This is a genomic window from Aeromonas hydrophila subsp. hydrophila ATCC 7966, from assembly GCF_000014805.1.
GTDB lineage: Bacteria > Pseudomonadota > Gammaproteobacteria > Enterobacterales > Aeromonadaceae > Aeromonas > Aeromonas hydrophila.
On sequence record NC_008570.1, the window covers coordinates 3,424,833 to 3,451,478 of the forward strand.

The window sequence follows — 26,646 nt, forward strand, 5'->3', positions numbered from 1 at the left end:
CCATGAGCAAAATTTTTGAGGACAACAGCCAGACCATAGGTCACACCCCGCTGGTTCGTCTCAACCGTGTTACCAAGGGCCGCGTGCTGGCCAAGATTGAGAGCCGTAACCCGAGCTTCAGCGTCAAGTGCCGCATCGGCGCCAACCTGATCTGGGATGCCGAGAAACGCGGCGTCCTGACCAAGGGCAAGGAGATCATCGAACCCACCAGCGGTAACACGGGTATTGCTCTGGCCTTCGTGGCCGCCGCCCGTGGCTATCCCATCACATTGACCATGCCGGCCACCATGAGCCTGGAGCGCCGCAAGCTGCTCAAGGCACTCGGCGCCAATCTGGTGCTGACCGAAGGGCCGCTCGGCATGAAGGGCGCCATTGCCAAGGCCAACGAGATCCTCGAATCCGAGCCGGGCAAATACGTGCTGCTGCAACAGTTTGAAAACCCCGCCAACCCGGAAATCCACGAGAAGACCACCGGCCCCGAGATCTGGGATGCCACCGATGGTCAGGTGGATGTGTTCGTGGCTGGCGTCGGCACCGGCGGCACCATCACGGGTGTCTCCCGCTACCTGAAACAGACCAAGGGCAAGGCGGTGGTCTCCGTCGCCGTCGAGCCAAGCGAATCACCGGTGATCAGCCAGCGTCTGGCCGGCCTTGAAATCAAACCGGGACCCCACAAGATCCAGGGTATCGGTGCCGGTTTCATCCCGGGCAACCTGGACCTGACCTTGCTGGACCGCGTCGAGCAGGTGAACAGCGATGACGCCATCGAGATGGCTCGCCGCCTGATGGAAGAGGAAGGGATCCTGGCCGGGATCAGCTCAGGCGCCGCCGTGGTGGCCGCAGCCCGCCTCGCCGAGCTGCCGGAGTTTGCCGACAAGACCATCGTCGTCATTCTGCCGAGCGCCGCCGAGCGTTACCTCTCCAGCGCCCTGTTTGCCGGGGTGTTCAGCGAGCAGGAACTCCAGCAATAAGTGATCGGATTATTTCAAAACAACGGCGCTCCCAGGAGCGCCGTTTCTTTATGAGCTAGACTGAGCACTTGGCAGCGCCAGTCGACCCCTTATTTTTCGGGGTAAAATAACAAGCAACCCAGCGACAAAAAAAGCAGACATTCTGTGATAAATCTCATATCCTGTGCCGCGTCACGAGGTGTTTGCCGACTAGGTATCACAAAGTAACAAAGTGTTATTTTTCGTTATAAAATAATTTCAAGCCAGCATTGACGCGGCTTGTAGAGCGATAACAGAAAAGAGTTGAGGCAGACACCGAATACTGCACAGAAAATTGACCTGGATTAAACCATTGCAGGTCTGATTTCGTTACTTTACAACATATCCATACTGACACGGTGCGAGAAGGAAGCGTCAAAAGCGTCCCTCACACCAAAAAATATCAATAATATGGGGTGAAACCATGTACGAGAAGTCTGTTGTTATTACTGCTGAAAACGGCCTGCACACCCGTCCGGCAGCTCAGTTCGTGAAAGAAGCCAAAGAATTCCAAAGCGAGATCACTGTGGTCTCCGGTGGCAAATCCGCCAGCGCCAAGAGCCTGTTCAAGCTGCAGACCCTGGGCCTGACCAAAGGTACCAACGTGACCATCCAGGCCGACGGCCCGGACGCTCAGAAAGCCGTTGAGAAGCTGGTTGCCCTGATGGACGAGCTGGAGTAATCCAGCTTTATTCCTCCCCCACAGTCGTTTTAATAGGAAGGATTATGATATCTGGCATTCTTGCGTCCCCCGGTATCGCATTCGGCAAGGCGCTTCTTCTGAAAGAAGATGAAATCGTTATCAATCAGGGCAAAATTGCTGCCGAACAGATTGATGCCGAAATCAACCGCTTCCTCGAAGCCCGCACCAAGTCAGCCGCACAGCTGGAAGCCATCAAAGAGATGGCCGGTCGCACCTTCGGTGAAGAAAAAGAGGCCATCTTCGAAGGCCACATCATGCTGCTCGAAGATGAAGAGCTGGAAGGGGATATCAGATCCTTCATCAAAGACAACAAGGCCACCGCTGACAAGGCCATCTACGAGGTCATCGAGCAGTACGCGAAGATGATGGCCGAGCTGGATGACCCCTATCTGCGTGAGCGCGCCACCGACTTCCGTGACATCGGTACCCGTCTGGTCAAGAACGTACTGGGCATCGCCGTTGTCAACCTGAGCACCATCGACGAAGAGGTGATCCTGGTCGCCAAAGACCTGACCCCGTCCGAAACCGCTCAGATCAACCTGAAATACGTGCTGGGTTTCGTCACCGACATCGGTGGCCGTACTTCCCACACCTCCATCATGGCCCGCTCCCTGGAGCTGCCGGCCATCGTGGGTACCAACGACATCACCGAGCGCGTCAAGAATGGTGACGTGCTGGTGCTGGACGCGATCAACAACCAGATCATCATCAATCCGACTGCCGAACAGCTGAACGAAGCCAAGCAATTCCAGGCCCAGTTCCAGGCCGAGAAAGATGAACTGGCCAAGCTCAAAGATCTGCCTGCCATCACCCTCGATGGCCATCAGGTCGAAGTGTGCGCCAACATCGGTACCGTCAAGGATACCGAAGGTGCCATCCGCAACGGCGCCGAAGGCGTGGGTCTGTACCGTACCGAGTTCCTGTTCATGGACCGTGACGCGCTGCCGACCGAAGACGAGCAGTTCAAAGCCTACAAAGAAGTGGCCGAAGCGATGCCGGATCAGCCGATCATCGTGCGTACCATGGACATCGGCGGCGACAAAGAACTGCCCTACATGAATTTCCCGAAAGAGATGAACCCCTTCCTGGGCTGGCGTGCCGTGCGGATCTTCTTCGATCGCGCCGACATCATGCACGCCCAGCTGCGGGCCATCCTGCGTGCGTCTGCCTTCGGCAAACTGCGCATCATGTTCCCGATGATCATCTCTGTCGAAGAGTTCCGCAGCCTGAAGGCTACCGTAGAGACGCTGAAAGCCGAACTGCGTGCCGAAGGCAAAGCCTTTGATGAATCCATCGAAGTGGGTATCATGATCGAGACCCCGGCCGCTGCCGTGATGGCTCATCATCTGGCCAAGGAAGTGGATTTCTTCAGTATCGGTACCAACGACCTGACCCAGTACACCCTGGCTGTCGACCGTGGTAACGAGATGATTTCCGCCATGTACAACCCGCTGTCACCCTCCGTCCTGACGCTGATCAAGATGGTTATCGATGCATCCCACGCCGAAGGCAAGTGGACCGGTATGTGTGGTGAACTGGCTGGTGACGAGCGTGCCACCCTGCTGCTGCTGGGTATGGGTCTGGATGAGTTCTCCATGAGCGCCATCTCTGTACCGCGTATCAAGAAGCTTATCCGCAACACCAACTTCGAAGATGTGAAGGCCATGGCTGATCAAGCGCTGAGCTTTGCCACCGCCGCCGAAATCGAAGCCTGTGTAGATAACTTTATTAAGCAGAAGGCAGTCTGCTAAGATCGGCTGCAAACAGCGACAATCATCTCTAGGAGCTTTTACTATGGGTCTGTTTGATAAACTGAAGAAACTGGTTTCCGATGACAGTTCTGATACCGGCGGCATCGAAATTTTTGCCCCGCTGTCAGGCGAAATCGTACCGATCGAAGATGTGCCCGACGTAGTCTTCGCCGAGAAGATCGTCGGCGACGGCATCGCCATCAAGCCGGCTGGCAACAAGATGGTTGCTCCGTGCGACGGCACCATCGGCAAGATCTTCGAGACCAACCACGCGTTCTCGCTGGAATCCGACTCTGGTATCGAGCTGTTCGTTCACTTCGGTATCGACACCGTTGAACTGAAAGGCGAAGGCTTCAAGCGCATCGCCCAGGAAGGTCAACAGGTCAAGCGCGGTGACACCATCATCGAGTTCGATCTGGCCGTTCTGGAAGCAAAAGCCAAATCTACCCTGACTCCGGTGGTCATCTCCAACATGGACGAGATCAAAGAGCTGGTGAAGATGACGGGGGCCGTGACCGTGGGCGAGACCCCGGTGATCCGCATCAAGAAATAAGGCCGCATGGGCCGAGCGCCCGTCGCCGCAACAAAAAACCGAAGCCCTGGCTTCGGTTTTTTTATGGGCGTTTTCCGGCTAGGCCCTGCCAAATACCACCCGGTTGCGGCCGTTGCTCTTGGCCTGATAGAGCGCCTTGTCCGCCACCAGCAACAGGCTGTCGATGCCCTGTCCCTCCTCCTGAGTGGCACAACCCAGACTCATCGTCAGGGAAAAGCTCTGCCCCTCCCACGTGACCACATGACCGACAAACTGCCGGCGCAACTGTTCGGCTCGCTCGACCACCTGTTCGGCATCCACCCCAGGCAGGATCAACAGAAACTCCTCCCCGCCCCAGCGGGCCAGATGCTCTGCAGGCTGCAGTTGCCGCGTCATGATGCGGGCCACCTCGCACAACGCCGCATCTCCGGCGGGATGGCCATAGCGATCATTGATCTGCTTGAAGTGGTCGATATCGCACAGGATCAGCGAGAAGGGCTCCCCCTGCAGCCAGAGCGCCTGCAACTGCTGGCCGGCGGCACGCCGATTGCCGAGCTCGGTCAGCGGATCGGTGCAGGAGAGCCGGCTCACCTCCTCTATCATGCAGTGCAGGTCGTGAATGTCACGCAGCGTCACTATGTGCCAGCCCGGCATGGCATCGGCCGTCAGCTGGGCCGTGATGGTAAACCAGCGCCGCTGGCCGTTCTTGCAGTAGAGACAGGCGCTCATCTCGGCCACCACCGCGCCGTTGGCCAGGCTGGTCATCACCGCCTGGTTCCAGCGCTCAATCGCCTGGGCCCTGCTCTCTTCATCGCGATAGACGGTGGCAAACCAGCTGGCCATGTCGGGCAGATCCGTCAGGTCGTAGCCCAGCTGAGTCACGAAGGCCCGGTTCACGAACCTGTGATGGCGGGCCGGGATCTCCGACAGTCGGGTGGGTATGCTGCCCAGCGTCTCGCTGCAGGCGGACTCCGAAATCAGGATCGGAAACGGGATCACGTCGAAGGAGCGAAACAGGATCTGCTGCAGCTCGGTCAGGATCACAGGATCGGTGATGTTCAAGGTAACTCCCTTACCAAGGTATCGTTCAAAGGTAAGTGAGCGCTGATCGCGGGTAAAGCGCTCATTGCGCGGCTCTGACCGCCTTGGTCGCAGCATTTTCTCCCGGCTGCCACTCCTGATAGGGGCCGTGAATGCCGGAGTAGATCTTGTCGAGCTGACCGGAGGCTCTGAGCCGCTCGATGGACTGGGTCAGGAAGCGGTCGACCGCATCCCCTTTCGGCCCTTTGGGGATGATGAACACATCGTCGAACTCGCCAAAATAGACCCGATGGATATTGGTCAGCCCCATCTTGCGCAGGGTGAAATCCGCCTCCTCCTGCGCCCACAGAAAGGCATCGATGCGGCCCCGGCTCAGCTTACCGAGGGATTGCTCGAGCGAGAGGGAGCGCTTGACCGAGAAGGGCCAGAAGTCGGTCACCCCCTCGATGAGCAGATCCCGCTTGGTGTACTCGTAGCCCAGCACCATGGCGGGAGTAATGGGCGCCGCACTGTTGCTGTAGAGCACGTGGGTCACCTTGCCAAAGGTCGCCGAGCTGAAGCGATAGGGCAGCATGGACTCGTCGATGTAGGGGTTGCGCAGCGCCGGCAGGTTGAAGTCCGCCTCCCCCACCACCACGCTGCGGGTGGCACGGGACATGGGGTAGACCATCACGCTCACCTCCACCCCGTCATCCAGCCCGGCGATGGCCTTGACCAGGTCGACGAAGGGACCTGTGCCGTTGGAATCGATGAGCCCCGGCAACAAACCAAGATAGACTGAAAAATGAGTCGGTCGGCCAGGTTCTGCCGCAGCCAATCGCTCCTCGTCGCCCCCCGTCATCCCCAGCAGCATGGCGAGCAGCATCAAGCCTGCCAGCACGCCCACTCTCAGATGCTTCATGATGCAACCCCTCACCACCCTGGCCGGCATGGCCCTGTTGATCAGAAGCATAGACTCGGCACCGAGTGTGTCGGACGAGTTGCAAATAAGATGTTAAAAAACACACCGAGATCAAGGTTTTGACACATCTGCGCGGTAACATGAAAAGGAATGGTGCGGGGGCAGGATGCCCGATGCGACCACCCTTGATGCAATGTGAGCCCCGAGAAGGATATGAGCATGTTGAAAAATACCGAACAACGTTATGGCAGCCTGAGCATAGGGCTGCACTGGTTGACCCTGCTGCTGATGATCGCCGTCTATGCGCTGATGGAGTTCAGGGACATCTTCCCCAAAGGGTCGGCCGGTCGCGACCTGATGAAGGAGTTTCACTTCATGGTGGGTCTGCTGATCCTGGCGCTGGTGGTCGTGCGCCTGCTGGTGCGCGTGGCTAGCCCCTCACCACGTATCGTGCCCGAGCTCTCCCCCCTGATGCTCACGCTGGCCAAGCTCGCCCACCTGGCGCTCTATGGCTTCCTGATCCTCACCCCGCTGCTGGGCTGGCTGCTGCTGAGCGCGGGCGGCAAACCCATCCCCTTCTTCGGCCTGGAACTCCCCGCCCTCATCGCCCCCGACGACGGCCTGAAGGGCACCATCAAGGAGCTGCACGAGACGCTTGCCAACATTGGCTATGCCCTGATTGCCCTGCACGCGGCGGCAGCCATCTACCACCACCATGTGCTCAAGGACAACACCCTGACCAATATGCTGCCCGAACGCAAATAGCCAGCGAGACGGGTTGCACACCAACAAGAAGGCCCCTTTGACAGGGGCCTTCTTGTTCATGGATGGTGAGGGATGACACACCGTCAGCCGGGCAGTACCACCCGGCTTTCGCCGCCGCCGAGGGCCTCCACCCGCACCTGCACGCCGATCCGCTCCACCAGGGTCTGCACGTGGGAGATGACCCCGATCTGGCGGCCGGCCGCCTGCAGGGAATCCAGGCTTGAGAGCGCCAGATCCAGGCTGTCGGGATCCAGGGTGCCGAAGCCCTCGTCGATAAAGAGCGATTCGACCTGGGTCTGGCGCGACGACAGGCTGGAGAGGGCCAGCGCCAGCGCCAGCGACACCAGGAAGCTCTCACCGCCGGAGAGGGAGTCCACCGAGCGCACCTCGTCCCCCATGTCGAGATCCACCACCTGCAGCGCCAGATCGGTGCCGGGCACCCGCTCCAGTCGATAGCGGGGGGAGAGCTCGGCGAGCTGGGCGTTGGCCTCCAGCAGCAGCCGTTCCAGCGTGAGGCTCTGGGCGAAGGTACGCAGCTTGGCGCCGCTGGCCGAACCGATGAGATCACAGAGCCGCTGCCAGTGATCCGCCACCGCCTGCTGGGCGGCCAGCTCCTCCTGCAAAGAACCCGCCTTGAGGGCCGCCGCCTCGGCCTGGGCCAGCGTGCTCTTGCACTGGAACAGCTGCTCGTCGAGGGCGCGGCAGTGCGCCTCCAGCGCCGTCAGCCGGCTGTCGAGCTCCTGTGGCGCCAACGCGGCCAGCTCGGGGTGATGCTCGCGGTAACGATCTCGCTTGCTCTCCTCCAGCGCCAGCGCCCGCTGCCGCTCGGTCAGACGGGTACGCGCCTCGGCGCGGGCATCCTCCAGCGCCTGCAAGGCGGCGCGGCGCGCCTTGAGCTCATCCGGGCTCATGGCCAGCAGGCGGCGCAGGTCATATTCGGCGATGCCGAGGCTGCTGGCGTGGGCAGCCCAGCGCCCCAGCACCTCCCGTCGCCGCCGGCTGCTCACCTGCTTCTCCTGCTCCAGATGGCTGAGACGGGTCTTGAGCTCGGTCTGGCGCTCGCGCAAGGCGCGGGCCGCCCCCTGCATCGTCTCCAGCTCGCTCGCCAGCTGCTGCAGCCGCTGCTGCCAGCGGATCTCGACCTGGGCAATCTCCTCGCCCCCCAGACAGGTGGCGCGGCTGGTGACCAGCCCCTGTCGTTGCTGTTCATGCTCCTTGTAGTCGCGCTCGAGCTTGTGCAGCAGCTCGCGCTGGGTCTGCAGGCGCGCCTCCTGGGCGCTCAGGGCCGGGGTGAGGCTGGCAATCTCGCCGGTCAGCCGCTCCCACTCGCTCTGGCCGTGCAGCCAGGCCTCGCAGGCCCGCTGCCACTCGTGCCACTGCTGGCTGCCCAGCCACTGACGCCAGGGCTGGCCTCCCATCTGCTCGTCGAGCCGGCTTCCCCCCTGCTCAAGGCGCTGGCGCAGGGTCGTTTCCTGCTCGCCCATCGCCTTCACCTCCCCTTCCAGGGCGATGCGCTGGCGATCGGCCTCCTGCCACTGCTGCTCGAACTGCTGGTGCTGGCTGGTCAGCTGGCTCAGCTGCTGGCGCACGGCCTGCAACTGCTGCTGCCCCTGCTGGGCCTCGCGCAGTTGCTGCTGGCTCCTAGCCAGCCCCTGCTCCAGGCTCTGGCCGCGGCCGAGCAGGGTACTCATCAACTCGTTCCACTCGATCGGTCTCTGACGCAGCGGCAACGGATGGCCCAGCAGCTCGGCACCGCCCAGCTGCTGCCAGCGCTGGGTCAGCTGCTCGGCGCGCGTCTCCAGCTCAGGCAGATGTTGCTGGCGCACCGCCAGCTGACGGGCCAGCTCCTGGCGCTCGCTCTCGCACTGAATGTATTGGTGATTGAGCCGCTCCCACTCGAGCTCCAGGCTGCGGACGCGCTCCGCCAGTTGCCCCAGAATGCCCGCCACCTGTGGCTGGCTCTGGTGATAGGGGTGCTCCTCGGCGCCGCAGAGCGGGCAAGGTTCGCCGTCGCGCAGGATATGGCGATGCTGCTCGAAACTGGCGATGGCACGGGACTGCTCCAGCGCGTGACGCGCCTCGTCCCGCTGCAGGGCGAGCCGCTCGCGGGCCGGCGTCAGCTCGTCGCCGAGGATGGCCAGCTTGCCGAGCGCCTGCTCCAGCTGGGCGATCTCCTGCTGCAGGCGACCATGCTGCTCGCCGTGATTGTGGCCATAGTCGGCCAGCTCCAGCAACTGGCGCAGCTGGCCCAGCTGCTCGGTCTGCCCTTGCCACTGCTCCTGCGCCTTGACCAGACGCCCCTCCCACTGCTGCTCCTGCAGCTCGTGCTGTTGCTGCTGCAGCCGCTCCTGCTCGCGCTGCCAGTAGTCACGCTCCTGCTGCCCCTGCTCCAGCTGGTGTTGCAGTTGCCTGAGGGCGCGCAGCTTGTGTTCGCGCAGGGTAAGGAGCTGCTGGAGCCTGTCGGCATCCTCGGCCCAATCCTGCATGGCGGTAAGCAGGGGCTGCCACTGGCGGGCCACCGGTGCCAGTTCCTTGTGCTCCTCAAGCCAGGCACCCCACTGCTGGTGCTGGGCCTTGAGCTGTTCCACCTGCTGGCGCTGCTGGCGCCAGCCCTGCTCCAGGGTGAGCTGCACCTCCCGCTCCTGTGCCCCCTCCTGCTGGATCTTCTGCAGTTGCTGCTGCTTTTCCCGAATGCGGGTGTCGAGCTCCTGCGCCCGTTTGAGTTCGGGCTGCAGGGCGCCCCACTCGCGCTCGGCGGCGATCTTCTTCGCCAGCAGTTGCTGTTCGGTGAGGGCGCTCTGCTGGGTCTGCTCCTCCAGCTTGCCAAGTTCGGGGCCAAGCTCGGCCAGCGCCTTCTCCTGCTGCTGCACTTCCAGGGTGAGACGAGCCAGCTCGTCGTGATCGGCGCGGGCCACCTGGGCCTGCTCGGCGCGGGCGAACTCCTCCCGCTCGGGGGCGGCCGCACCATGGGCCGCCTCGGCCGCGGCAAGGGCCGCCTCTCCCTCCTGACAGGCCTGCAACTGCGCGGCGATGCGGCCGTTGAGATCGCGCAAGTCCTGCATCAGCTGCTGTTGCTGCTGCTCGTGCTTGAGGCTGGTAGCGAGGCTCACCTGCTGGCTCACCCACTGCTCGCGGGTCGCCTCGTCCATCAGCGCCACGTCGCCGAGCCGCTGGCCGATGGCGGCCAGTTTCTGCTGCTCCTCCCGCGCCCGTTCATGGGTCTGAATCGAGATGGCGGAGTAGAGCTCAGTGCCGGTCATCCGTTCGAGCAGGGCCGAACGCTCGTCGGCGCTCGATTTGAGGAAGGCGGCAAACTCTCCCTGCGGCAGGATGACGGCGCGGCGAAACTGCTCCCAGGAGAGTCCCACCAGCTCGTCGATACGATCCTGCAGCTCCCGCTTACTGCCACTGAACACCTGGCCCGACGCCACGTCGGTCAGGCTGCGCTCCTGGGCCTGAAAGCGCCCCTCGGCGCGGTTGCGGGCACGGCGCACCGCCCAGCGGGCCAGCCAGACGCGGCCGTCACAGCCGCGAAACTGCACCTCGGCGAAACCGCTGGCATGGCCGCGGCTGAGGATGCCGCGCACGTCGTTGGCCTTGAGCTTCTCCTCGTCATCCATGCGGCCCACTTCGGCGACGTTCTTGCGATTGGCGATAAAGCGCGGCATCTCGTCGTAGAGCGCCAGACAGATGGCATCGAGCAGGGTACTCTTGCCGGCGCCGGTATTACCGGTGATGGCAAACAGGCCGGCGGCCCCCAGGGCACCACCGGCAAAGTCGATGGTGAATTGACCGGTCAGGCTGGCCAGATTCTCCCCTGACAGCGACAAGATTTTCATGCGTTGCACTCCTTCATCCGTGCCGCTTGCTGCGCTGACAGGTTGGCTCTGATCAGATTCTCATCGGATGGGGTCAAGATTTTCATTGGCTGGACTCCTTCACCTGCTCCAGGATCTCTTCAAACGACGCCACCAGCTCGGCCTCCGGCTCCCCGTCGAACTGACGCTGATAGCAGAGGCGAAACACCTCGGTGGGGGAGAGCTCATCCAACCGGCGCTGGCCGGCACCATCCGCCAGCCCCTGGCCCGAGCCCTGATAACTGGTCGTGATGCGGGCAAGGCGCACCGGCTTGTCGCCGATGGCGGCCAGCACGCGCTCGCGGATGCGGGCCTCGGGTTTGGGCAACAGCAGCCGCACCTCGAGGAAGGGCTGCGCCTGCTGCGGGCAAGCGGGCAGGTCCAACGCCTCGATGGCCTGGAGCGCCTCGTCGAGGCCGCTCTGGGGCAGCCGGATCATCTCCACCGCGCGGGGCACCGGGATCCGCTCAAGCCGGGCCAGCTTGCCCCCCTCAAACGTCACCTCCAGCACCTGATGGTTGTAGTTCGCCTCGGCCAGCGAGAGCGGTAGCGGCGAGCCGCTGTAGTGCACCCCCTCGGCCGGGCTCTGGGCCAGGTGCAAATGACCCAGCGCCGTGTAGTCGGCGGCGGCAAACAGCTCGGCAGGCAGGGCATGCTGGTTGCCGCCGAGCACCCGCCGCTCTGAAAGCTCGGAGAGCTGGCCCGCCGCCAGATAGGCGTGGCCCATGGCGATGAGGGCCTGATCCGGATGGCAGCGCGCACGCCCCTCGCTCAGCACTGCCTCATAGACCTGGCGTACCCCTTCGATGAGTCGGTCCTGCCCCTCGCTGAGCCCGTCGGGGCGCAGATCGCTGCTGCGCAGAAACGGCACGGCGGCACACCAGGCGGCCACCTCGCCGTTTTTGCCTCGCAGCGGCACCAGCAGACGCTCGGTCTCGAGCCGCCCTTCGTCGTCCCGGCTGATGCTGCCCACCAGATGCAGGTCGAAGGCGCGCAGCAGCTCGTGAGGGGCATCCAGCTTGGAGGGGGAGTCGTGGTTGCCGCCGATCAGCACCATCTCCAGTGCCGGGTGCTCGGCGCGCAGCCGCGCCAGAAAGCGGTAGAGCAGCTGCCAGGCGCTGGCGGGGGGGTTGGCGGTATCGAACAGGTCGCCCGCCACCAGCAGGGCGTCGATGTCGCGGCGCTTGATGGTGTCGGCCAGCCAGTCGAGAAAGGCGTCGTGTTCAAAACGGCGATCGTGGCCATGGAGTTGATGGCCAAGATGCCAGTCGGCGGTATGCAGGATCTTCATGAAAAACGGCTCGTATGGAGGAGGTGTCAGCGGCACCCGATGCAGACAAGATGAGGATATGCCTCCCCTTTTTCAAGCCATACCCGGCGCGGCCGGCAGATTCAGGCGGGCTCGCAGCACATCTGGTACTGGGGATGACCGGTGAGGGGATCGGCCACCTCCCCCTCGATCACGAAACCGTGGCGACGATAGAAGCGCACCGCCAGATCGTTTTCCACGAACACCCGCGCATGCAGCCGGGCCCCCTTGGATTTGGCCTCCTGCAGCAGGGCATGGCCCACTCCCCGCCCCTGGCGGTCGGGGCGCACGAACAGGGCCGCCAGGTAGTCATCCACCAGCGCCATGAAACCGAGCAGCTCGCCGCGCTCCTCGAACACCCAGATGCGGGCGTGATCGAGATAGCGGGTGCGCAGATCTTCCTGAGCCTGCCACCAGCAGGAGGCATCGACAAAGTCGTGGGCCTGCAGGGAGGCCAGCAACCAGATTTCGACGATCTCGTCCATGTCGTCGGACCGACTCGCCCTCAGCATATTGGTATCCTTGTTAACAACCTGAACATCCGCAGTCTAGGGGAGTTTGATGACGGCTTTGGGGACGAATATGACTCCCTGTGAAGTCGATCGCCCTTTATTTAACAAGAATGATTGGCTGATCACAAAGCGCCTCTCTAGTACAATGCCCGCCGGACAATCTATGAGACCGAGGACGCCATGTGGTTTAAAAACCTGCAGATTTATCGCTTTACCCGCCCCTTCGAGCTGACCGTCGAGCAGCTGGAAACCCAGCTGGAAGCCTGTGCCTTCACCCCGTGCGGCAGCCAGGACATCTCCCGGTTCGGGTGGGTCAAGCCCCTTGGCAAATTCGGCTCCACCCTGACCCACTCCGCCGCCGGCCACATCCTCATCTGTGCCCGCAAGGAAGAGAAGATGCTGCCCGGCACCGTGGTCAAGGAGATGCTGGCGGAGAAGGTAGAAGCGATCGAGTTCGAGCAGGGCCGCGCCCTCAAGAAGAAAGAGAAGGAAGCGCTCAAGGAGGAGATCCTCCATACCTTGCTGCCGCGCGCCTTCAGCCGCACCAGCCAGACCTTCGCCTGGATCAATCCGGCCGACAACCTGATGGTGGTGGACGCAGGCTCCGCCAAGAAGGCGGACGACCTGCTGGCCCTGCTGCGCAAATCCATCGGCACCCTGCCGGTGGTGCCGGTGGCCCTCAAGAACCCGCCCGAGATAACCATGACCGAGTGGCTGAACGAGGGCAACCTGCCCGCCTCCTTCACCCTGGAGGACGAGGCCGAGCTGCGCAGCGCCATGGAGCACGGTGGCATCATCCGCTGCAAGCAGCAGGATCTGATGACGGACGAGATCAAGAACCACCTGGCCAACGACAAGCTGGTCACCAAGCTGGCCCTCAACTGGGGCGAAACCCTGAGCTTCGTGCTGGGGGACGATCTCTCCATCAAGCGCCTGAAATTCAGCGAAGAGCTGCGCGAGCAGAACGATGACGTCACCAGCGAAGATCCGGCCGCCCGTCTGGATGCCGACTTCGCCCTGGTTACCGCCGAGCTGGCCCAGTTCATCCCGGCCCTGTTTGCCGCCCTGGGCGGTGAAGAGCAATCCATCTAAGCGAATTGGCTCAGCCTGATTGCAAAAAACCGCCTCTGGGCGGTTTTTTTATGGGCGCTCGCTCGGGGCGACTTGTTGATAGATGAGTAACTTGTTGATCTGATTCAACAACTTGAGTCATTAGCGCCAATCGTGACATAGTCGCCCTTCATGCTCATAAAACAGACAAGGATAGTGTCATGTTGCGCAAACCACTGGGGCTGGCCATCGCCCTCGCACTGCTGGCCGGCTGCACCGCTCAGCAGAGTCTGCAAGCGCCCCCCGCCCACACCCTGATCGCGCCGGAGGCCGCCAGCGGCTGGCAGGACAAGCAGGGCTGGCAAGGCCGCGACTTCATGGTGGCCGCCGCCAACCCGCTGGCGGTGGAAGCGGGCTACCAGATGATCCAGGCCGGTGGCAGTGCGGTGGACGCCGCCATCGCGGTGCAGCTGGTGTTGACCCTGGTGGAGCCGCAATCCTCCGGCATCGGCGGCGGCTCCCTGCTGCTGGTGTGGGATGGTCAGAAAGTCGCGGCGGTGGATGGTCGCGAGACGGCCCCCGCCGCTGCCACCGATCAGCTGTTCATGAAGGATGGCAAGCCGATGGCCTTCTACGATGGCGTGGTGGGCGGGCGCTCGGTGGGCGCCCCCGGCACGGTGCGGGCGCTGGCGCTGGCCCACCAGCGTTACGGCAAGCTGCCCTGGGCTGCGCTGTTCGAGCCCGCCATCACCCTCGCGGAGCAGGGATTCGTGATAAGCCCGCGGCTGGCCGCGCTGCTGGCTAAGGACCCTTACCTTGCCAAGGATCCGGACGCGCGGGCCTACTTCTATCAGGCCGACGGCAGCCCCAAAGCGGCGGGAACCCGACTGACCAACCCGGCGCTGGCCAAGGTGCTGCGAACCCTGGCAAGCCAGGGGCCGGACGCCTTCTATCGCGGCCCGCTGGCCGAGGCCATGGTGGCCAAGGTGCACGCCCACCCGACCAACCCCGGGATGCTGAGCGCGGTCGATCTCGCCAGCTACCGCGCCAGGCTGCGCGACGGCCTCTGCTTTGACTATCGCCAGAGCCGGGTGTGCGGCTTTCCGGCCCCCTCGTCCGGCACCCTCGCCCTCGGCCAGATCTTCGGCATGCTGGAGAGCCGCGACATGGCGGCCCTCAAACCGGTGCTGGGGGAGCAGGGCCAGCCGGCCGCCTCCGCCGAGGCGATCCACCTCTACAGCGAGGCGGCGCGGCTCGCCTTTGCCGATCGCAACCAGTACGTGGCAGACAGCGACTATGTGGCGGTCCCCGTCAGCGGCCTGCTCGACAAGCCCTATCTGGCCCGGCGCGGCGCCCTCATCGGCGAGCGCTCCATGGGCCTGGCCAAAGCGGGCACCCCGCCGCTGGCGCCGGCTCGCGGCCAGGATGCCACCCCGGAGCTCCCCTCCACCAGCCACGTCTCCATCGTCGACAAGGCGGGGATGGCGGTCTCCATGACCAGCTCCATCGAAGACGGCTTCGGCTCGCGGCTGATGGTCAACGGCTACCTGCTCAACAACCAGCTCACCGACTTCTCCTTCACCTCGCTGGACGCCGCCGGGCTGCCGGTGGCCAACCGGGTGGAGCCGGGCAAGCGACCGCGCTCCTCCATGTCCCCCCTGCTGGTGTTTGACAAAAGCAGCGGCGAGCTGGAGATGAGCCTGGGCTCGCCGGGGGGCTCCGCCATCATCAACTACGTGGGCAAGACGTTGCTGGGCACCCAGGATTGGGGGCTCAACCTGCAGCAGGCGATCAATCTGCCCAACTTCGGCAGTCGCAACGGCCCCACCGAGCTGGAGGCGGGTCGCACCCCGGCCGCCGTGGTCGAGGCGCTCAAGGCGAAGGGACACGAGGTGGTGCTGAGCGAGCAGACCTCGGGCCTGCAGGGCGTGCAGCGCAACGCAAGCGGCTGGCTGGGCGCCGCCGATCCGCGCCGGGAGGGGATCGCCAAGGGCCAGTGAGCTCGGCTACATCTGCACTCGGAACCCCACGCAGCGAGCGGCCAGTCGGCCGCTTTTTTGTTCTCCACCCTCCTCCAGCTGTGGCCAGAAAAACCATCATCGATTGATTACTGTTGCCAGCCTGACCGCCAGAGAAGCGCGCTTTCACCTCAAAACAGCCACTTATACAGTTTTAATCGCAAATTAAGTCTTAAATGTGGATAAACATTGTTTTTCTACCAAAAACGTATTATTTTTCAACAGAAACGGCAACTGTTGTCCCCCAGACACACCCTCTGTGCATGCGGCCAGCATCTGTCTCTTTCGCCCCCTGCTCATTGACAGCTGCCCTCTTCGCCCGCGCGGTGATCTGGTAGCCCCCTGACTGCCATTAGCGAGGTGACGACATGGACCACTCCCTTCCCCTGATTACCACTCTGGTCGGCGGCTTCGTGCTGGCCTACATCCTCGGCATGTTTGCCCAGCGCCTCAAGATTTCCCCCATGGTGGGTTATCTGGCGGCCGGGGTGATCTCGGGCCCCTTCACCCCGGGTTATGTGGCCGACATGAAGCTGGTGCCCGAGCTGGCGGAGCTGGGGGTGATCCTGCTGATGTTCGGGGTGGGGCTGCACTTCTCCTTCCGCGATCTGATGTCGGTGAAGCGGATCGCCATCCCCGGTGCCATCGCCCAGATCGCGGTCGCCACCCTGCTCGGCATGGGGCTCTCCTCCCTGCTGGGCTGGGATCCGGTCGCCGGCCTGATGTTCGGCCTCGCCCTCTCCACCGCCAGTACCGTGGTGCTGCTGCGGGCGCTGGAGAGCCGCCAGAATCTGGAAACCCTGCAGGGGCGCATCGCCATCGGCTGGCTCATCGTCGAGGATCTGGTGATGGTGCTGGCGCTGGTGATGCTGCCGATCATCGCCGACATCCAGTTCGGCGAGCAGACCCTGAGCTGGCAGAGCATAGCGCTGGATCTGGGCTGGACCCTCGGCAAGGTGAGCCTGTTCGTGGCGCTGATGATGGTGGTGGGCAGCCGCTTTATCCCCTGGCTGCTGGCCCATACCGCCAGCACCGGCTCGCGCGAGCTGTTCACCCTGGCGGTGCTGACCTGCTCGCTCGGCATCGCCTTCGGTGCGGTCAAGCTGTTCGGCGTCTCCTTCGCCCTCGGCGCCTTCTTCACCGGCATCGTCATGAACCGCTCCGAGCTGAGCCATCGCGCCGCCAACAACACCCTGCCGCTGCAGGACGCCTTCGCCGTGCTGTTCTTCGTCTCGGTGGGCATGCTGTTCAACCCGGCGGTGCTGCTGACCGAGCCGCTGGCGGTGCTGGCCACCCTGTTCATCATCATGTTCGGCAAGTCGGCGGCGGCTTACGCCATCGTGCGGCTGTTCCGCTACAGCCGGCGCACCGCTCTCACCATTTCCGCCAGCCTGGCCCAGATCGGCGAGTTCTCCTTCATCCTCATCGGGCTGGCCATCGTGCTCAAGCTAGTGCCGGAAGGGGCCCGCGACCTGATCCTGGTGGGTGCCAGCCTCTCCATCATGCTCAACCCGCTGGTGTTCAACGCCGTCGAGCGCTACCTGGAGAAACACCCGGACGCCGACAACGCCAAGGTGCTGGCCGAGTGCAAGTGCCCGGCGGTGGAGATGAAGGCCCACACCATACTGGTGGGCTATGGCCGGGTCGGCCGCCTGCTGGTGAACGGCCTGCAGCAGGCCGGGCGCGAGCTGGTGGTGATCGAGCAGGATCCGCACCGGCTGGAGAGCCTGCGTCAGGCCGACATTCCCCACGTCAACGGCAACGTGGCCGATGACGAGGTGCTGTGCCGCGCCGCCATCACCGACGCCTGCTGGCTGCTGGTGGCCATCCCCAACAGCTTCGAGGCCGGCGAGGCCATCGCCCAGGCCAAGCTCATCAACCCGGCGATCCGGGTGATCGCCCGCGCCCACAGCGACGATGAGGTGAGCTTCCTCACCAAGCAGGGAGCGGACAAGGTGATCATGGGCGAGCGGGAGATAGCCCTCGGCATGCTGGCCCAGGCCACCGCATAAACCGCCATTCAGTGAACCAGAGGGGCCTTGGCCCCTCTTTTTATGCCTCTTTTTACACCCGCTCTTCTTGGTGCCCGCGCGCCTCCCCACCCATGCCCACCGGCGTCTCGCGCCGATATGGCACAATTTGACTCCCTTTGTCAGCCCCCCAGGTCAGGGCCGCACGCCGCCTCTGCGGCGGGCGCGCTGCGCAGCTTCCCCTCGCCAGCACAAAGCTCCAGCGGTTACCCCCAGCGGGGCGCAGTAGACAGCAGATCCTGCAGCGGCCCCCACCGGACGGGGGTAGGGTCGCGCCAGATGGGCAAATTCGCCGTTTTCTCCCTTTGGCTAGACTGGGCCAGTCGTCTTATGACACCCACTTGGCACACATGCCTGCAACTCATTCTGGAAGGATCCGCTATGAAACCCTTGTTGACCGCCCTCTTGCTCCCCCTGCTGCCCCTCGCCGTACAGGCCGCCGAGCCCGTCTGGATCACGGTCGGTGCCGACAGCGGCGTCGAACTCAAGCAGGTCAAGGCCAAGCTGGCCCCCCTGTTCAGCGCCAGCGGCGCCCCGGTTCAGCTGGCCCAGGTCGAGGCGAGCGAACTTGGCACCCTCTCCCACCTGATGCACGAAGGGCACCAGCGCTGCGGCGGCTATGTGGTGCACAGCACCCTGGCCGACGCCCTGCAGAGCATGGCCCAGCCCATCAGCCAGAACCTGTTCAGCGCCCCGCCGCTGACCCAGGGGGCCAGCGTCAACCGGCTGCTGCCCTATCTGGATCAGGGCAACATAGTCGGCACCATCAGTCAGCTCGCCAGCTGGCGCAACCGCTACTACACCACCACCACAGGGGTGCAGTCGGCGGACTGGGTGGCCGGCCAGTGGCAGACCCTGAGCGCGCCCCTGCCCTGGGCCAGCGTCAGCCGGGTCAAGCACAGCGGCTACCCACAGCAATCCGTGGTGCTGACCCTCAAGGGCAGCCGCTACCCGGACGAAGTGGTGGTGCTCGGCGGTCACCTCGACTCCACCGCGGGCTCGGCCCCCAACAGCCGCACCCTGGCCCCCGGCGCCGATGACGATGCCTCCGGCATCGCTACCCTGACCGAGGTGCTGCGGGTCATCGCCGAGCAGGGCCGCCAGCCGGAGCGCACCCTACAGTTCATCGGCTATGCGGCGGAAGAGGTGGGGCTGCGCGGCTCCAAGGACATCGCCACCCGCTACAAGGCGGCCAATACCAAGGTGCTGGCGGCGCTGCAGCTGGACATGACCAACTACCAGGGCTCGGCAGAAGATATCGTCTTCATGACCGACTACACCGACAAGGGGCTGACCGGCTATCTGGCCCAGCTGCTCGACGCCTATCTGCCCCAGATCCGCTACGGCTATGACAGCTGCGGTTACGGCTGCTCGGATCACGCCTCCTGGCACAATCAGGGCTACCCGGCCGCCATGCCGTTCGAGTCGCGCTTCAACGACTACAACCCCAACATCCACACCGCCCAGGACACCTTGCAGAACTCGGATCCCTCGGCTGCCCACGCCCTCAAGTTCGCCCAGCTGGCCACCAGCTTCGCCATCGAGATGGGCAAGATAAACTGAGCCGCCGAGGCGAGGTGACGCATCCAAAACAAGAGGGAGGCCAAGCCTCCCTCTTTCGTCTCTGCGTCTGCCACTCAGGGCTGTCGATGTACCCCGTCAAGCGGGGAATTGGGGCGCGGCCAGCCTTGCTGCGCGCGGGCCGTGGCGGCCTGGGCCTGGTGCATTTCAAGGCGCTCGAACGCGCGCAGCGCGCCATCGCGGGGAGCGGGATCCGCTGGCCAGCAGCTGGCGGGCAGCGCCTGCACCCCCAGCAGGGCAAGGGACAACAGCAACAGATAAGGGGCCATCTTGCAACACTCTTCGCGGCACTACGGTGGCAGCAGAGTGTCTATTCTTGTCGAGGACCGATGACGGCTTGATGACGGGACGGGATCGTCATTTTACAACATCTGACGATGCGGGCCGGCGCCGAGATACATATGGCGACATTTATGCCAAATCTGCGCGGACCAGTTAATTTATGCCCTAAAAAGTAGCCAAGAGGAAAACGTTATCCCTGAAAAGAAAACGTTATCTGGTCAAAACGTTGTTTCTGGATCATAAAAAGTATCCAAAAACTGGTGTATATTGCACGGCGGAAACTCCTTAACCATGAAGACTGACATGAAAAAGACCAAAATCGTCTGCACCATCGGTCCCAAGACCGAATCCAAAGAAATGCTGGCCAAGATGCTGGACGCCGGCATGAACGTCATGCGCCTGAACTTCTCCCACGGCGACTACGCCGAGCACGGTGGTCGCATCAGCAACCTGCGCGCTGTCATGGCCGAAACCGGCAAGCACGCAGCCATTCTGCTGGACACCAAGGGTCCGGAAATCCGTACCATCAAGCTGGAAGGCGGCAACGACGTTGCCCTGGTCGCTGGCCAGACCTTCACCTTCACCACCGACCAGACCGTGGTTGGCAACAAAGACAAAGTGGCCGTGACCTATGCCGGTTTCGCCAACGACCTGCGCGTCGGCAACCGCATCCTGGTTGACGATGGCCTGATCGGTCTGGACGTTATCGAGATCACCGAGCGCGAAGTCATCTGTAAAGTACTGAACAACGGCGATCTGGGCGAGAACAAGGGCATCAACCTGCCGGGCGTCTCCATCAAGCTGCCGGCCCTGGCCGAGAAAGACAAGCGCGACCTGATCTTCGGTTGCGAGCAAGGCGTTGATTTCGTTGCCGCTTCCTTCATTCGCAAGAAAGAAGACGTGCTGGAAATCCGTGAGCACCTGAAAGCCCACGGTGGCGAGAACATCCAGATCATCTCCAAGATCGAAAACCAGGAAGGCCTGGACAACTTCGACGAGATCCTGGCTGTTTCCGACGGCATCATGGTTGCTCGTGGCGACATGGGTGTCGAAATCCCGGTTGAAGAAGTTATCTTCGCCCAGAAGATGATCATCGAGAAGTGCAACAAAGCCCGCAAAGTGGTCATCACCGCCACCCAGATGCTGGACTCCATGATCAAGAACCCGCGTCCGACCCGCGCCGAAGCCGGCGACGTGGCCAACGCCATCCTGGACGGTACCGACGCAGTCATGCTGTCCGGTGAGTCCGCCAAGGGCAAATACCCGCTGGAAGCCGTGACCATCATGGCCACCATCTGCGAGCGTACCGATGCCGTGATGCCGTCCAACCTGTCTGCTGCCAACGACAGCAACAAGCTGCGCATCACCGAAGCGGTATGTAAAGGCGCGGTAGAAACCTCCGAGAAGCTGGACGCCCCGCTGATCGTGGTTGCCACCGAAGGCGGCAAGTCTGCCAAGGCCATCCGCAAGTACTTCCCGAAAGCCTGGATCCTGGCCATCACCACCAACAAGAAGACCGCTGCCCAGCTGGTACTGACCAAGGGTGTGGTTGCTCACGTGGTTGACAGCATCGCCTCCACCGACGATTTCTATCGCATCGGTAAAGAAGCGGCGCTGGCCAGCGGCATGGGTCTGAAGGGTGACGTGGTTGTCATGGTCTCCGGTGCCCTGGTACCGAGCGGCACCACCAACACCGCTTCTGTTCACGTTCTTTAATCGGAACTGAACAAGCTGAAAACGGCGCCTGCGGGCGCCGTTTTTTTTATCTGCCCCCCTGCTGCCCATTCCTGCCCAGTGTTAGAATCCACGCGGATTTAATCCAAGTGGGAAATCTCCCAAATATCGCGTAATAACCCGGAAGTTTTATGCTCTCAACACGCTTCAAAAGAGCCTCGGCCACCCTGTTGCCGCTGCTCTGCTTACTCGTCAGCCTCTGCGCCCCGCAGGCCATGGCGCAGGATGTGCCCTCACGTGCCAGTGTGCAGCGGGCGCTCGATGCCCTTGGCAAGTCTGATACCCTCACCGTCAGCCAGCAGGCCGACCAGAAATTCCTGACCGACACCCTCACCCTGCTCGACAGCATCGAGAAGGAGAAGAGCAAGGCCAAGAGCCAGAGCGAGCGCATCCGCTCCCTGCCGGCCGAGCTCAGGGACATCAGTGCCAAGCTCGATGCCCTGACCCAGAACAAGAGTGCCGAGCAGATCAAGAGTGAATACGCCAGCATGAGTCTGAGCGAGCTGGAGAGTCGCCAGCCCGACGTCATGGCCAACATGCAGGATGCCCAGGAAGCCCTCGGCACCATCGGCAGCCAGATCACCAGCCTGCAAACCCTGCCGGAGCGGGCCCAGGCCCTGATGAGCCGCGCCTATCAGCGCAGCCAGGAGATCCGTACCCGCCTCAATGCCGGTGACGGGGTGAGCGGTGCCGAGAAGATGAAGCTGGGCGCCGAGCTGGCCCTCCAGGAGCTGCAACTGGCCAACCTGCAACAGCAGCTGGACAACCGCACCAGCATGCAGGATCTGGCGGTCAAGCAGCGCGACTACCAGAGCGCCCGCCTCGCGAGCGAAGAGCAGAAACTGCAACTGCTGCAAGAGCAGAGCAGTGCCAAGCGCCTCGGTGACACCGAAAAGACCGCCGAGCAGACCGGCGAGCTGGTCGCCGCAGATGACAACCCGCTGGTACAAAAAGAGCAGGAGCTCAACCATCAGCTCAGCCAGCAGCTGGTCAGCGCCACCACCAACCTCAACTCGCTGGTGCAGAAGAACCTGCAGGCCAAGAGCTGGCTGGAGCGCGGCACCCAGACCGAGCGCAACCTCAACGAACAGGTGCAGATGCTCAAGGGCAACCTGCTGCTGTCACGCATTCTCTACCAGCTCTATCAACAGCTGGAGTCGTCGCCTTCCACGCTGGTGAAGAACCTGGAAGAGCAGATCGCCGACCTGCACCTGGCCCAGTTCGAGCTGAGCCAGCAGCGCGACCAGCTGTTCCAGAAGACCCAGTATCTGGACAACCTGATCGCGAGCAGCAGCGAGCCGGTGAGCGAGGAGGACAGAACCAGCCTCTCCAAGCTGCTCGACACCCGCATCAGCCTGCTCGACCAGCTCAACCGCCAGCTGGATGCCCAGCTGACCAACGCCATCAGCCTGCAGCTGACCCAGCAGCAGCTGGCGCGGATCTACTCCTCCATCGAATTTACCCTGCAGCAGCACATCTTCTGGGTGAGCAGCAACAAGCCCATCGACGGCAAGTGGTTCATCAGCTGGCCGGCCCAGGCCTACAAGCAGGCCTCCGACTGGGTGCTAAAACCGGACTGGAGCGGCTGGGGTGAAACCTTGCTGCCCATCACCCTGCTGGCCCTGCCGCTGCTGCTGGTGGGCGGTCTGCTGATCTGGAAGCGCCCAGCGCTGGTGGAGCGGCAGAAGAAGATCACCAAGGATCTGGGACGTTTTCGCCAGGACAGCCAGTGGCACACCCCGCGTGCCCTGCTGTTTACCGTGCTGCAGCGCCTGCCGGGCAGCCTGTTCATCCTGGCTGCCGGCCTGCTGCTGACTGACTGTGGTCTGCTCAGCTCCAGGCTGATTTTCCAGATCACCCTCAACCTGGCGCTCGGCTACCTGGTGTTCAGCGTCTATCTAGCGGTAATGCGGCCGGGCGGCATTGCCGAGACCCATTTCCGCATGCCGAAAGCCGAGCTGCAGGCCAAGCGCACCAGCATGCGCTACCTGTGGGTGCCCTTGCTGCCGCTCATCATGCTGTCGACCAAGGCGGTAGTAGAACCCTCGTCGCTGGGCAATGACGTGGTGGGTCAGGCGCTGACCCTGGCCCTGCTGGGGCTGGCCGCCTACCTGGTGTTCCCCATCTCCCGCGCCCGCATCAAGGGCGAGGCGAGCATGCAGCAGTCCATCACCGCCATCGCCCTGGCGCTGGCACCGGTGGCGCTGATAGTGCTGGTGGGACTGGGCTACTACTACACCGCCCTCAAGCTGACCGGCCGGCTGATCGAATCCTTCTACCTCATCATCATCTGGAGCCTGGTCTACCGCACCGCCCTGCGCGGGCTGGAGCTGGCGGCCCGCCGTCTGGCCTATCGCCGTGCAGTGGCCAAGCGCGAGCACAAGGCCCAGGAGGATGCGGAAGGGGGAGACACCATCGAAGAGCAGCCCATGGATCTGGAGGATGTCAGCCAGCAGTCCCTGCGTCTGACCCGCACCGTGCTGCTGCTGGTGTTCGGCGTCGCCTTCTACTGGCTCTGGTCCGATCTGGTGGCGGTCTTCTCCTACCTCGACAGCATGGTGCTGTGGCACCGCACTGAAGGGACAGGGGCCAATGCGGTGCTCTTCCCGATCAGCCTGAGCGACGTACTGATAGGCTTCCTGCTGCTGGGCGGCGCCTGGTCGCTGGCCCGCAACCTGCCGGGTCTGCTGGAGGTGTTGGTGCTCTCCAAGCTGAACCTGGCCCAGGGCACGGCCTACGCCATCACCACCATGCTCAACTATGTGCTGATCGGGGTCGGCTCGCTGACAGCCCTCTCCATGATGGGAGTGCAGTGGGACAAGCTGCAGTGGGTCGCCGGTGGTCTGTCGGTCGGTATCGGTTTCGGCATGAAGGAGATCCTCTCCAACTTCGTCTCCGGCATCATCATCCTGTTCGAGCGTCCGGTGCGGATCGGTGACACAGTCACCATAGGTTCCTTCTCCGGTACCGTCTCGCGGATCCGTATTCGCGCCACCACCCTGACCGACTTCGACCGCAAGGAGGTGATCATCCCCAACCAGCAGCTGATGACCGAGCGGCTGATCAACTGGTCGCTGAGCGACACCGTCACCCGCGTCATCGTGCGGGTGGGGGTGGCCTACGGTTCGGATCTGGAGCTGACCCGTACCCTGCTGAAACAGGCGGCGGACGACAACAGCCGCGTCTTGAAAGACCCGGCCCCCATCGTCTACTTCCTCACCTTCGGCCCCAGCACCCTGGATCACGAGCTGCGCTTCTTCGTGAGCGAGCTCGGCGATCGCAACCCGGCGGTGGACGAGCTGAACCGCAAGATAGACCAGCTGTTCCGCGAAAACGGCATAGAGATCGCGTTCAACCAGATGGACGTCTACATCAAGAACATGAAGGACGAAGAGCAGAAGGTGGAGTCCGACTCCGCCCAGCCTCCCGCCCTGCCGGGTGCCCAGCCCGTCTAAGGCAGCACACCATGCCACTCGAAGGCCCCGCAAGGGGCCTTTTTTATGGTCGGTGGCCAGCCATCTGGCTGGTTTTGTGACACGCCGGCCAGAATGGGACGCCGTTTGCCGCTAGCCTGAAGCGCTTACCCCCCAGTGAGGGGGTCTGCCAATCCAGGCTGGCCGCGATACACTGAGGGGCCAACCCCCACATTTGCCAAGGTGCGCCAATGAGTTCCCAATCCTCTCTGCTCTCTTTTCTCGGCTCTCCCCTGCTCGGGGTGGCCGCCACCTATGTCGATCCCGCCAGCAAGGAGACCGGCGTCTACATCTGCGGGGTCGAGATCCAGGCCGGCGACGAGCTGCTGCTGAGCTTTCCCAAGGGGCACCAGCTGGCGGTGGGGGAGAAGATCACCCTGCATCTGGACAACCGCACCGGGGTCGACGAGTACGATGCCTCCTTGAGCGTCTATCGCGTCTCCTACAAGGGGGTGATAACAAAGACCGCCCCGGACAAGGTGCAGGTCACCCCGCTGCAGTTCGAGCTCTGGTACGGCAACCGGGTGGTCTATGGTTTCGCCCGGCCGGACTATCAGCATCCGGCCGATGAACGCCCCGCCCGCGAGCTGCCGGTCACCCCGCTCACCGGCCTGCCGGTGCCTGACCTGCGCGAAGTGGAGAACAAGATCGGGGTGCTGGTGACCCGGGCCCAGTCCCAGCCGCACACCACAGTGCTGGCGTTTCTCTCCTCCGATGAGGACGACATCTTCTTCATCACCTTCCCCGAGACCTTCAAGTCGCAGTTGCTCAAGCGCGACGGCCGCTGCCATTTCGCCATCGACTCGCGGGCGGTGTTCACCTACACCCGCGCCATCGAGTGGAACTACACCATCATCGCCGCCGATGCCTACCAGATCCCGCAGGATCACCCGCTGTTCGAGCCCATCCGTGCCGCCTTCGTGCAGAAGAATCCGTGGGAAGTGGGCTTCTTCAGCCACCCGCAGGTGGAGCTCTACCACCTCAAGGCCCGTCAGGTGGTCTGCCCGGGGCGGGCAAAAGAGTAGGCCAGTGCGGGCCCGAAAGAGGATAAGATGACCGCCGTTGCCCATCACAAGGAGTAGAGAGCAGATGCAGCAGGTCGTTTATGTGGCGAGCCCCGCCAGCCAGCAGATCCACGTGTTCGCCCTGGACGAGAGCGGGGAGCTCGCGCCATTGCAGGTGGTCGACACCCCGGGCCAGGTCCAGCCGCTGGTGATCAGCCCGGACGGGCACTGGCTCCATGCCGCCGTGCGGCCCGATTTTTCGCTCATCAGCTACCGGATTGGCGTGGATGGCCGGCTCAGCGAGCCGAGCTCGGCGCCGCTGGCGGGCAGCGCCTCCCACACCGCCATCTCGGCCGATGGCCGCTTCCTGCTGGCGGCCTCCTATGCCTTCAATCATGTCACCGTCTCCGCCATCGGAAGCACCGGTCGGGCAGCGCCGCCCCACCAGCAGCTCGACGGCTTGCAGGCCGCCCACTCGGTCACCCTGCTCGCCGCCGACGGCCAGGGCGAGCAGGAGGTGCTGGTCGCCTGCCTCAAGGAGGATCGTATCCGCCGCTTTGTGCTCTGTCGGGAGGGTCGGCTGCGCCCCCATCCGCTGGGGGATCTGCAGACCGCCAGCGGCGCCGGCCCGCGCCATCTGGCGCTGCACCCAAGCAATGGCGACCTCTACTGCCTGAACGAGCTCGACTGTACCATCAACCGCTACCGGCGCAGTGCCGACGGCGACATCACACTCTGCCAGAGCCTGGAGATGCTGCCCGCCGGTTATCAGGGGGAGTACTGGGGCGCGGATCTGCACGTGACGCCGGATGGGCGCTTTCTCTACAGCAGCGAGCGGGCCAGCAGCCTGCTGACCCAGTTCGCCATTGCGCCGGATGGCGAGCTCGGCGTGGTCGGCCACTTCCCCACCGAAACCATGCCGCGCGGCTTTGCCATCGACGGGCAGGGCCGCTGGCTGCTGGCGGCAGGGCAGGCCTCCCACCAGCTGGCGCTGCACCGCATCGATCCGGCCAGCGGCGCCCTGACCCTGCAGGCACGCCAGCCGGTGGGCGAAGGGGCCATGTGGGTGCGGGTATTGACGCTGGCGCCCTGAGCCCTCAGCACTTAGCCCCGA

19 protein-coding genes are annotated in these 26,646 nt (G+C 63.3%); 13 read left to right on the forward strand and 6 right to left on the reverse strand.

Features of this window, described 5'->3' with window-relative positions; all coding sequences use genetic code 11:
• Positions 1 to 2 precede the first annotated feature (2 nt).
• The 4 genes from cysK (at position 3) to crr (ending at position 3,996) form a co-directional block, all read left to right on the forward strand.
• Positions 3 to 971 (forward strand): cysteine synthase A, encoded by a 969-nt coding sequence (cysK, locus tag AHA_RS15375; protein ID WP_011706833.1) that lies wholly within the window; start codon positions 3 to 5, stop codon positions 969 to 971.
• 442 nt (positions 972 to 1,413) lie between these two features.
• Positions 1,414 to 1,671: an HPr family phosphocarrier protein gene (locus tag AHA_RS15380; protein ID WP_005303128.1), complete on the forward strand. Its 258-nt coding sequence runs from the start codon at positions 1,414 to 1,416 to the stop codon at positions 1,669 to 1,671.
• Positions 1,672 to 1,715: 44 nt separating this feature from the next.
• Positions 1,716 to 3,443 carry a phosphoenolpyruvate-protein phosphotransferase PtsI gene (gene ptsI / locus AHA_RS15385; protein ID WP_011706834.1) on the forward strand — a complete coding sequence of 576 codons (1,728 nt, stop codon included), beginning with the start codon at positions 1,716 to 1,718 and terminating at the stop codon, positions 3,441 to 3,443.
• A 43-nt stretch (positions 3,444 to 3,486) separates the two neighbouring features.
• Complete coding sequence (gene crr / locus AHA_RS15390) at positions 3,487 to 3,996, forward strand: PTS glucose transporter subunit IIA (protein ID WP_005303134.1); 510 nt, start codon at positions 3,487 to 3,489, stop codon at positions 3,994 to 3,996.
• 78 nt (positions 3,997 to 4,074) lie between these two features.
• Here crr and AHA_RS15395 read toward each other — a convergent pair whose 3' ends face one another.
• Complete coding sequence (locus tag AHA_RS15395; protein WP_164927707.1) at positions 4,075 to 5,037, reverse strand: sensor domain-containing diguanylate cyclase; 963 nt, start codon at positions 5,035 to 5,037, stop codon at positions 4,075 to 4,077.
• 61 nt (positions 5,038 to 5,098) lie between these two features.
• Positions 5,099 to 5,917 carry a type 2 periplasmic-binding domain-containing protein gene (locus AHA_RS15400; RefSeq protein ID WP_011706836.1) on the reverse strand — a complete coding sequence of 273 codons (819 nt, stop codon included), beginning with the start codon at positions 5,915 to 5,917 and terminating at the stop codon, positions 5,099 to 5,101.
• Between the two features lie 219 nt (positions 5,918 to 6,136).
• Between AHA_RS15400 and AHA_RS15405 the strand changes: the two genes are divergently transcribed.
• Positions 6,137 to 6,682, forward strand: a complete 546-nt coding sequence (locus AHA_RS15405) for a cytochrome b (protein WP_011706837.1) — start codon at positions 6,137 to 6,139, stop codon at positions 6,680 to 6,682.
• A gap of 83 nt (positions 6,683 to 6,765) precedes the next feature.
• On the opposite strand, the gene AHA_RS15410 is transcribed toward AHA_RS15405, so the two are convergent.
• From AHA_RS15410 to AHA_RS15420, 3 genes are all read right to left on the reverse strand, one after another.
• Positions 6,766 to 10,521, reverse strand: coding sequence for an AAA family ATPase (locus tag AHA_RS15410; RefSeq protein ID WP_011706838.1), 3,756 nt, complete (start codon positions 10,519 to 10,521; stop codon positions 6,766 to 6,768).
• 82 nt (positions 10,522 to 10,603) lie between these two features.
• Positions 10,604 to 11,830 carry an exonuclease SbcCD subunit D C-terminal domain-containing protein gene (locus AHA_RS15415; RefSeq protein ID WP_011706839.1) on the reverse strand — a complete coding sequence of 409 codons (1,227 nt, stop codon included), beginning with the start codon at positions 11,828 to 11,830 and terminating at the stop codon, positions 10,604 to 10,606.
• 101 nt (positions 11,831 to 11,931) lie between these two features.
• On the reverse strand, positions 11,932 to 12,360 hold the full coding sequence (locus AHA_RS15420) for a GNAT family N-acetyltransferase (RefSeq protein WP_011706840.1): 429 nt from the start codon (positions 12,358 to 12,360) through the stop codon (positions 11,932 to 11,934).
• Between the two features lie 180 nt (positions 12,361 to 12,540).
• Here AHA_RS15420 and rdgC point away from each other — a divergent pair, with 180 nt between their 5' ends.
• The 4 genes from rdgC (at position 12,541) to AHA_RS15440 (ending at position 19,021) form a co-directional block, all read left to right on the forward strand.
• On the forward strand, positions 12,541 to 13,452 hold the full coding sequence (gene rdgC, locus AHA_RS15425) for a recombination-associated protein RdgC (RefSeq protein WP_011706841.1): 912 nt from the start codon (positions 12,541 to 12,543) through the stop codon (positions 13,450 to 13,452).
• 179 nt (positions 13,453 to 13,631) lie between these two features.
• Positions 13,632 to 15,410: a gamma-glutamyltransferase gene (gene ggt, locus AHA_RS15430; RefSeq protein ID WP_011706842.1), complete on the forward strand. Its 1,779-nt coding sequence runs from the start codon at positions 13,632 to 13,634 to the stop codon at positions 15,408 to 15,410.
• 386 nt (positions 15,411 to 15,796) lie between these two features.
• Positions 15,797 to 17,440 (forward strand): YbaL family putative K(+) efflux transporter, encoded by a 1,644-nt coding sequence (gene ybaL / locus AHA_RS15435; RefSeq protein ID WP_011706843.1) that lies wholly within the window; start codon positions 15,797 to 15,799, stop codon positions 17,438 to 17,440.
• Positions 17,441 to 17,839: 399 nt separating this feature from the next.
• Complete coding sequence (locus AHA_RS15440; RefSeq protein WP_162901836.1) at positions 17,840 to 19,021, forward strand: M28 family metallopeptidase; 1,182 nt, start codon at positions 17,840 to 17,842, stop codon at positions 19,019 to 19,021.
• Between the two features lie 74 nt (positions 19,022 to 19,095).
• On the opposite strand, the gene AHA_RS15445 is transcribed toward AHA_RS15440, so the two are convergent.
• The gene (locus AHA_RS15445) at positions 19,096 to 19,308 is read right to left on the reverse strand and encodes a hypothetical protein (protein ID WP_077392290.1); all 213 of its coding nucleotides are present in this window, start codon (positions 19,306 to 19,308) and stop codon (positions 19,096 to 19,098) included.
• A gap of 316 nt (positions 19,309 to 19,624) precedes the next feature.
• Here AHA_RS15445 and pykF point away from each other — a divergent pair, with 316 nt between their 5' ends.
• The 4 genes from pykF to pgl all read left to right on the forward strand — a co-directional run bounded on the left by pykF (position 19,625) and on the right by pgl (position 26,625).
• The gene (gene pykF, locus AHA_RS15450; RefSeq protein WP_010633307.1) at positions 19,625 to 21,037 is read left to right on the forward strand and encodes a pyruvate kinase PykF; all 1,413 of its coding nucleotides are present in this window, start codon (positions 19,625 to 19,627) and stop codon (positions 21,035 to 21,037) included.
• Between the two features lie 149 nt (positions 21,038 to 21,186).
• A complete protein-coding gene (mscK, locus tag AHA_RS15455; RefSeq protein WP_011706846.1) occupies positions 21,187 to 24,510 on the forward strand; it encodes a mechanosensitive channel MscK in 3,324 nt (1,107 codons plus the stop codon).
• Between the two features lie 209 nt (positions 24,511 to 24,719).
• The gene (locus AHA_RS15460; protein ID WP_011706847.1) at positions 24,720 to 25,553 is read left to right on the forward strand and encodes a hypothetical protein; all 834 of its coding nucleotides are present in this window, start codon (positions 24,720 to 24,722) and stop codon (positions 25,551 to 25,553) included.
• A 64-nt stretch (positions 25,554 to 25,617) separates the two neighbouring features.
• On the forward strand, positions 25,618 to 26,625 hold the full coding sequence (gene pgl, locus AHA_RS15465) for a 6-phosphogluconolactonase (RefSeq protein WP_011706848.1): 1,008 nt from the start codon (positions 25,618 to 25,620) through the stop codon (positions 26,623 to 26,625).
• The last annotated feature ends 21 nt before the right edge of the window (positions 26,626 to 26,646 follow it).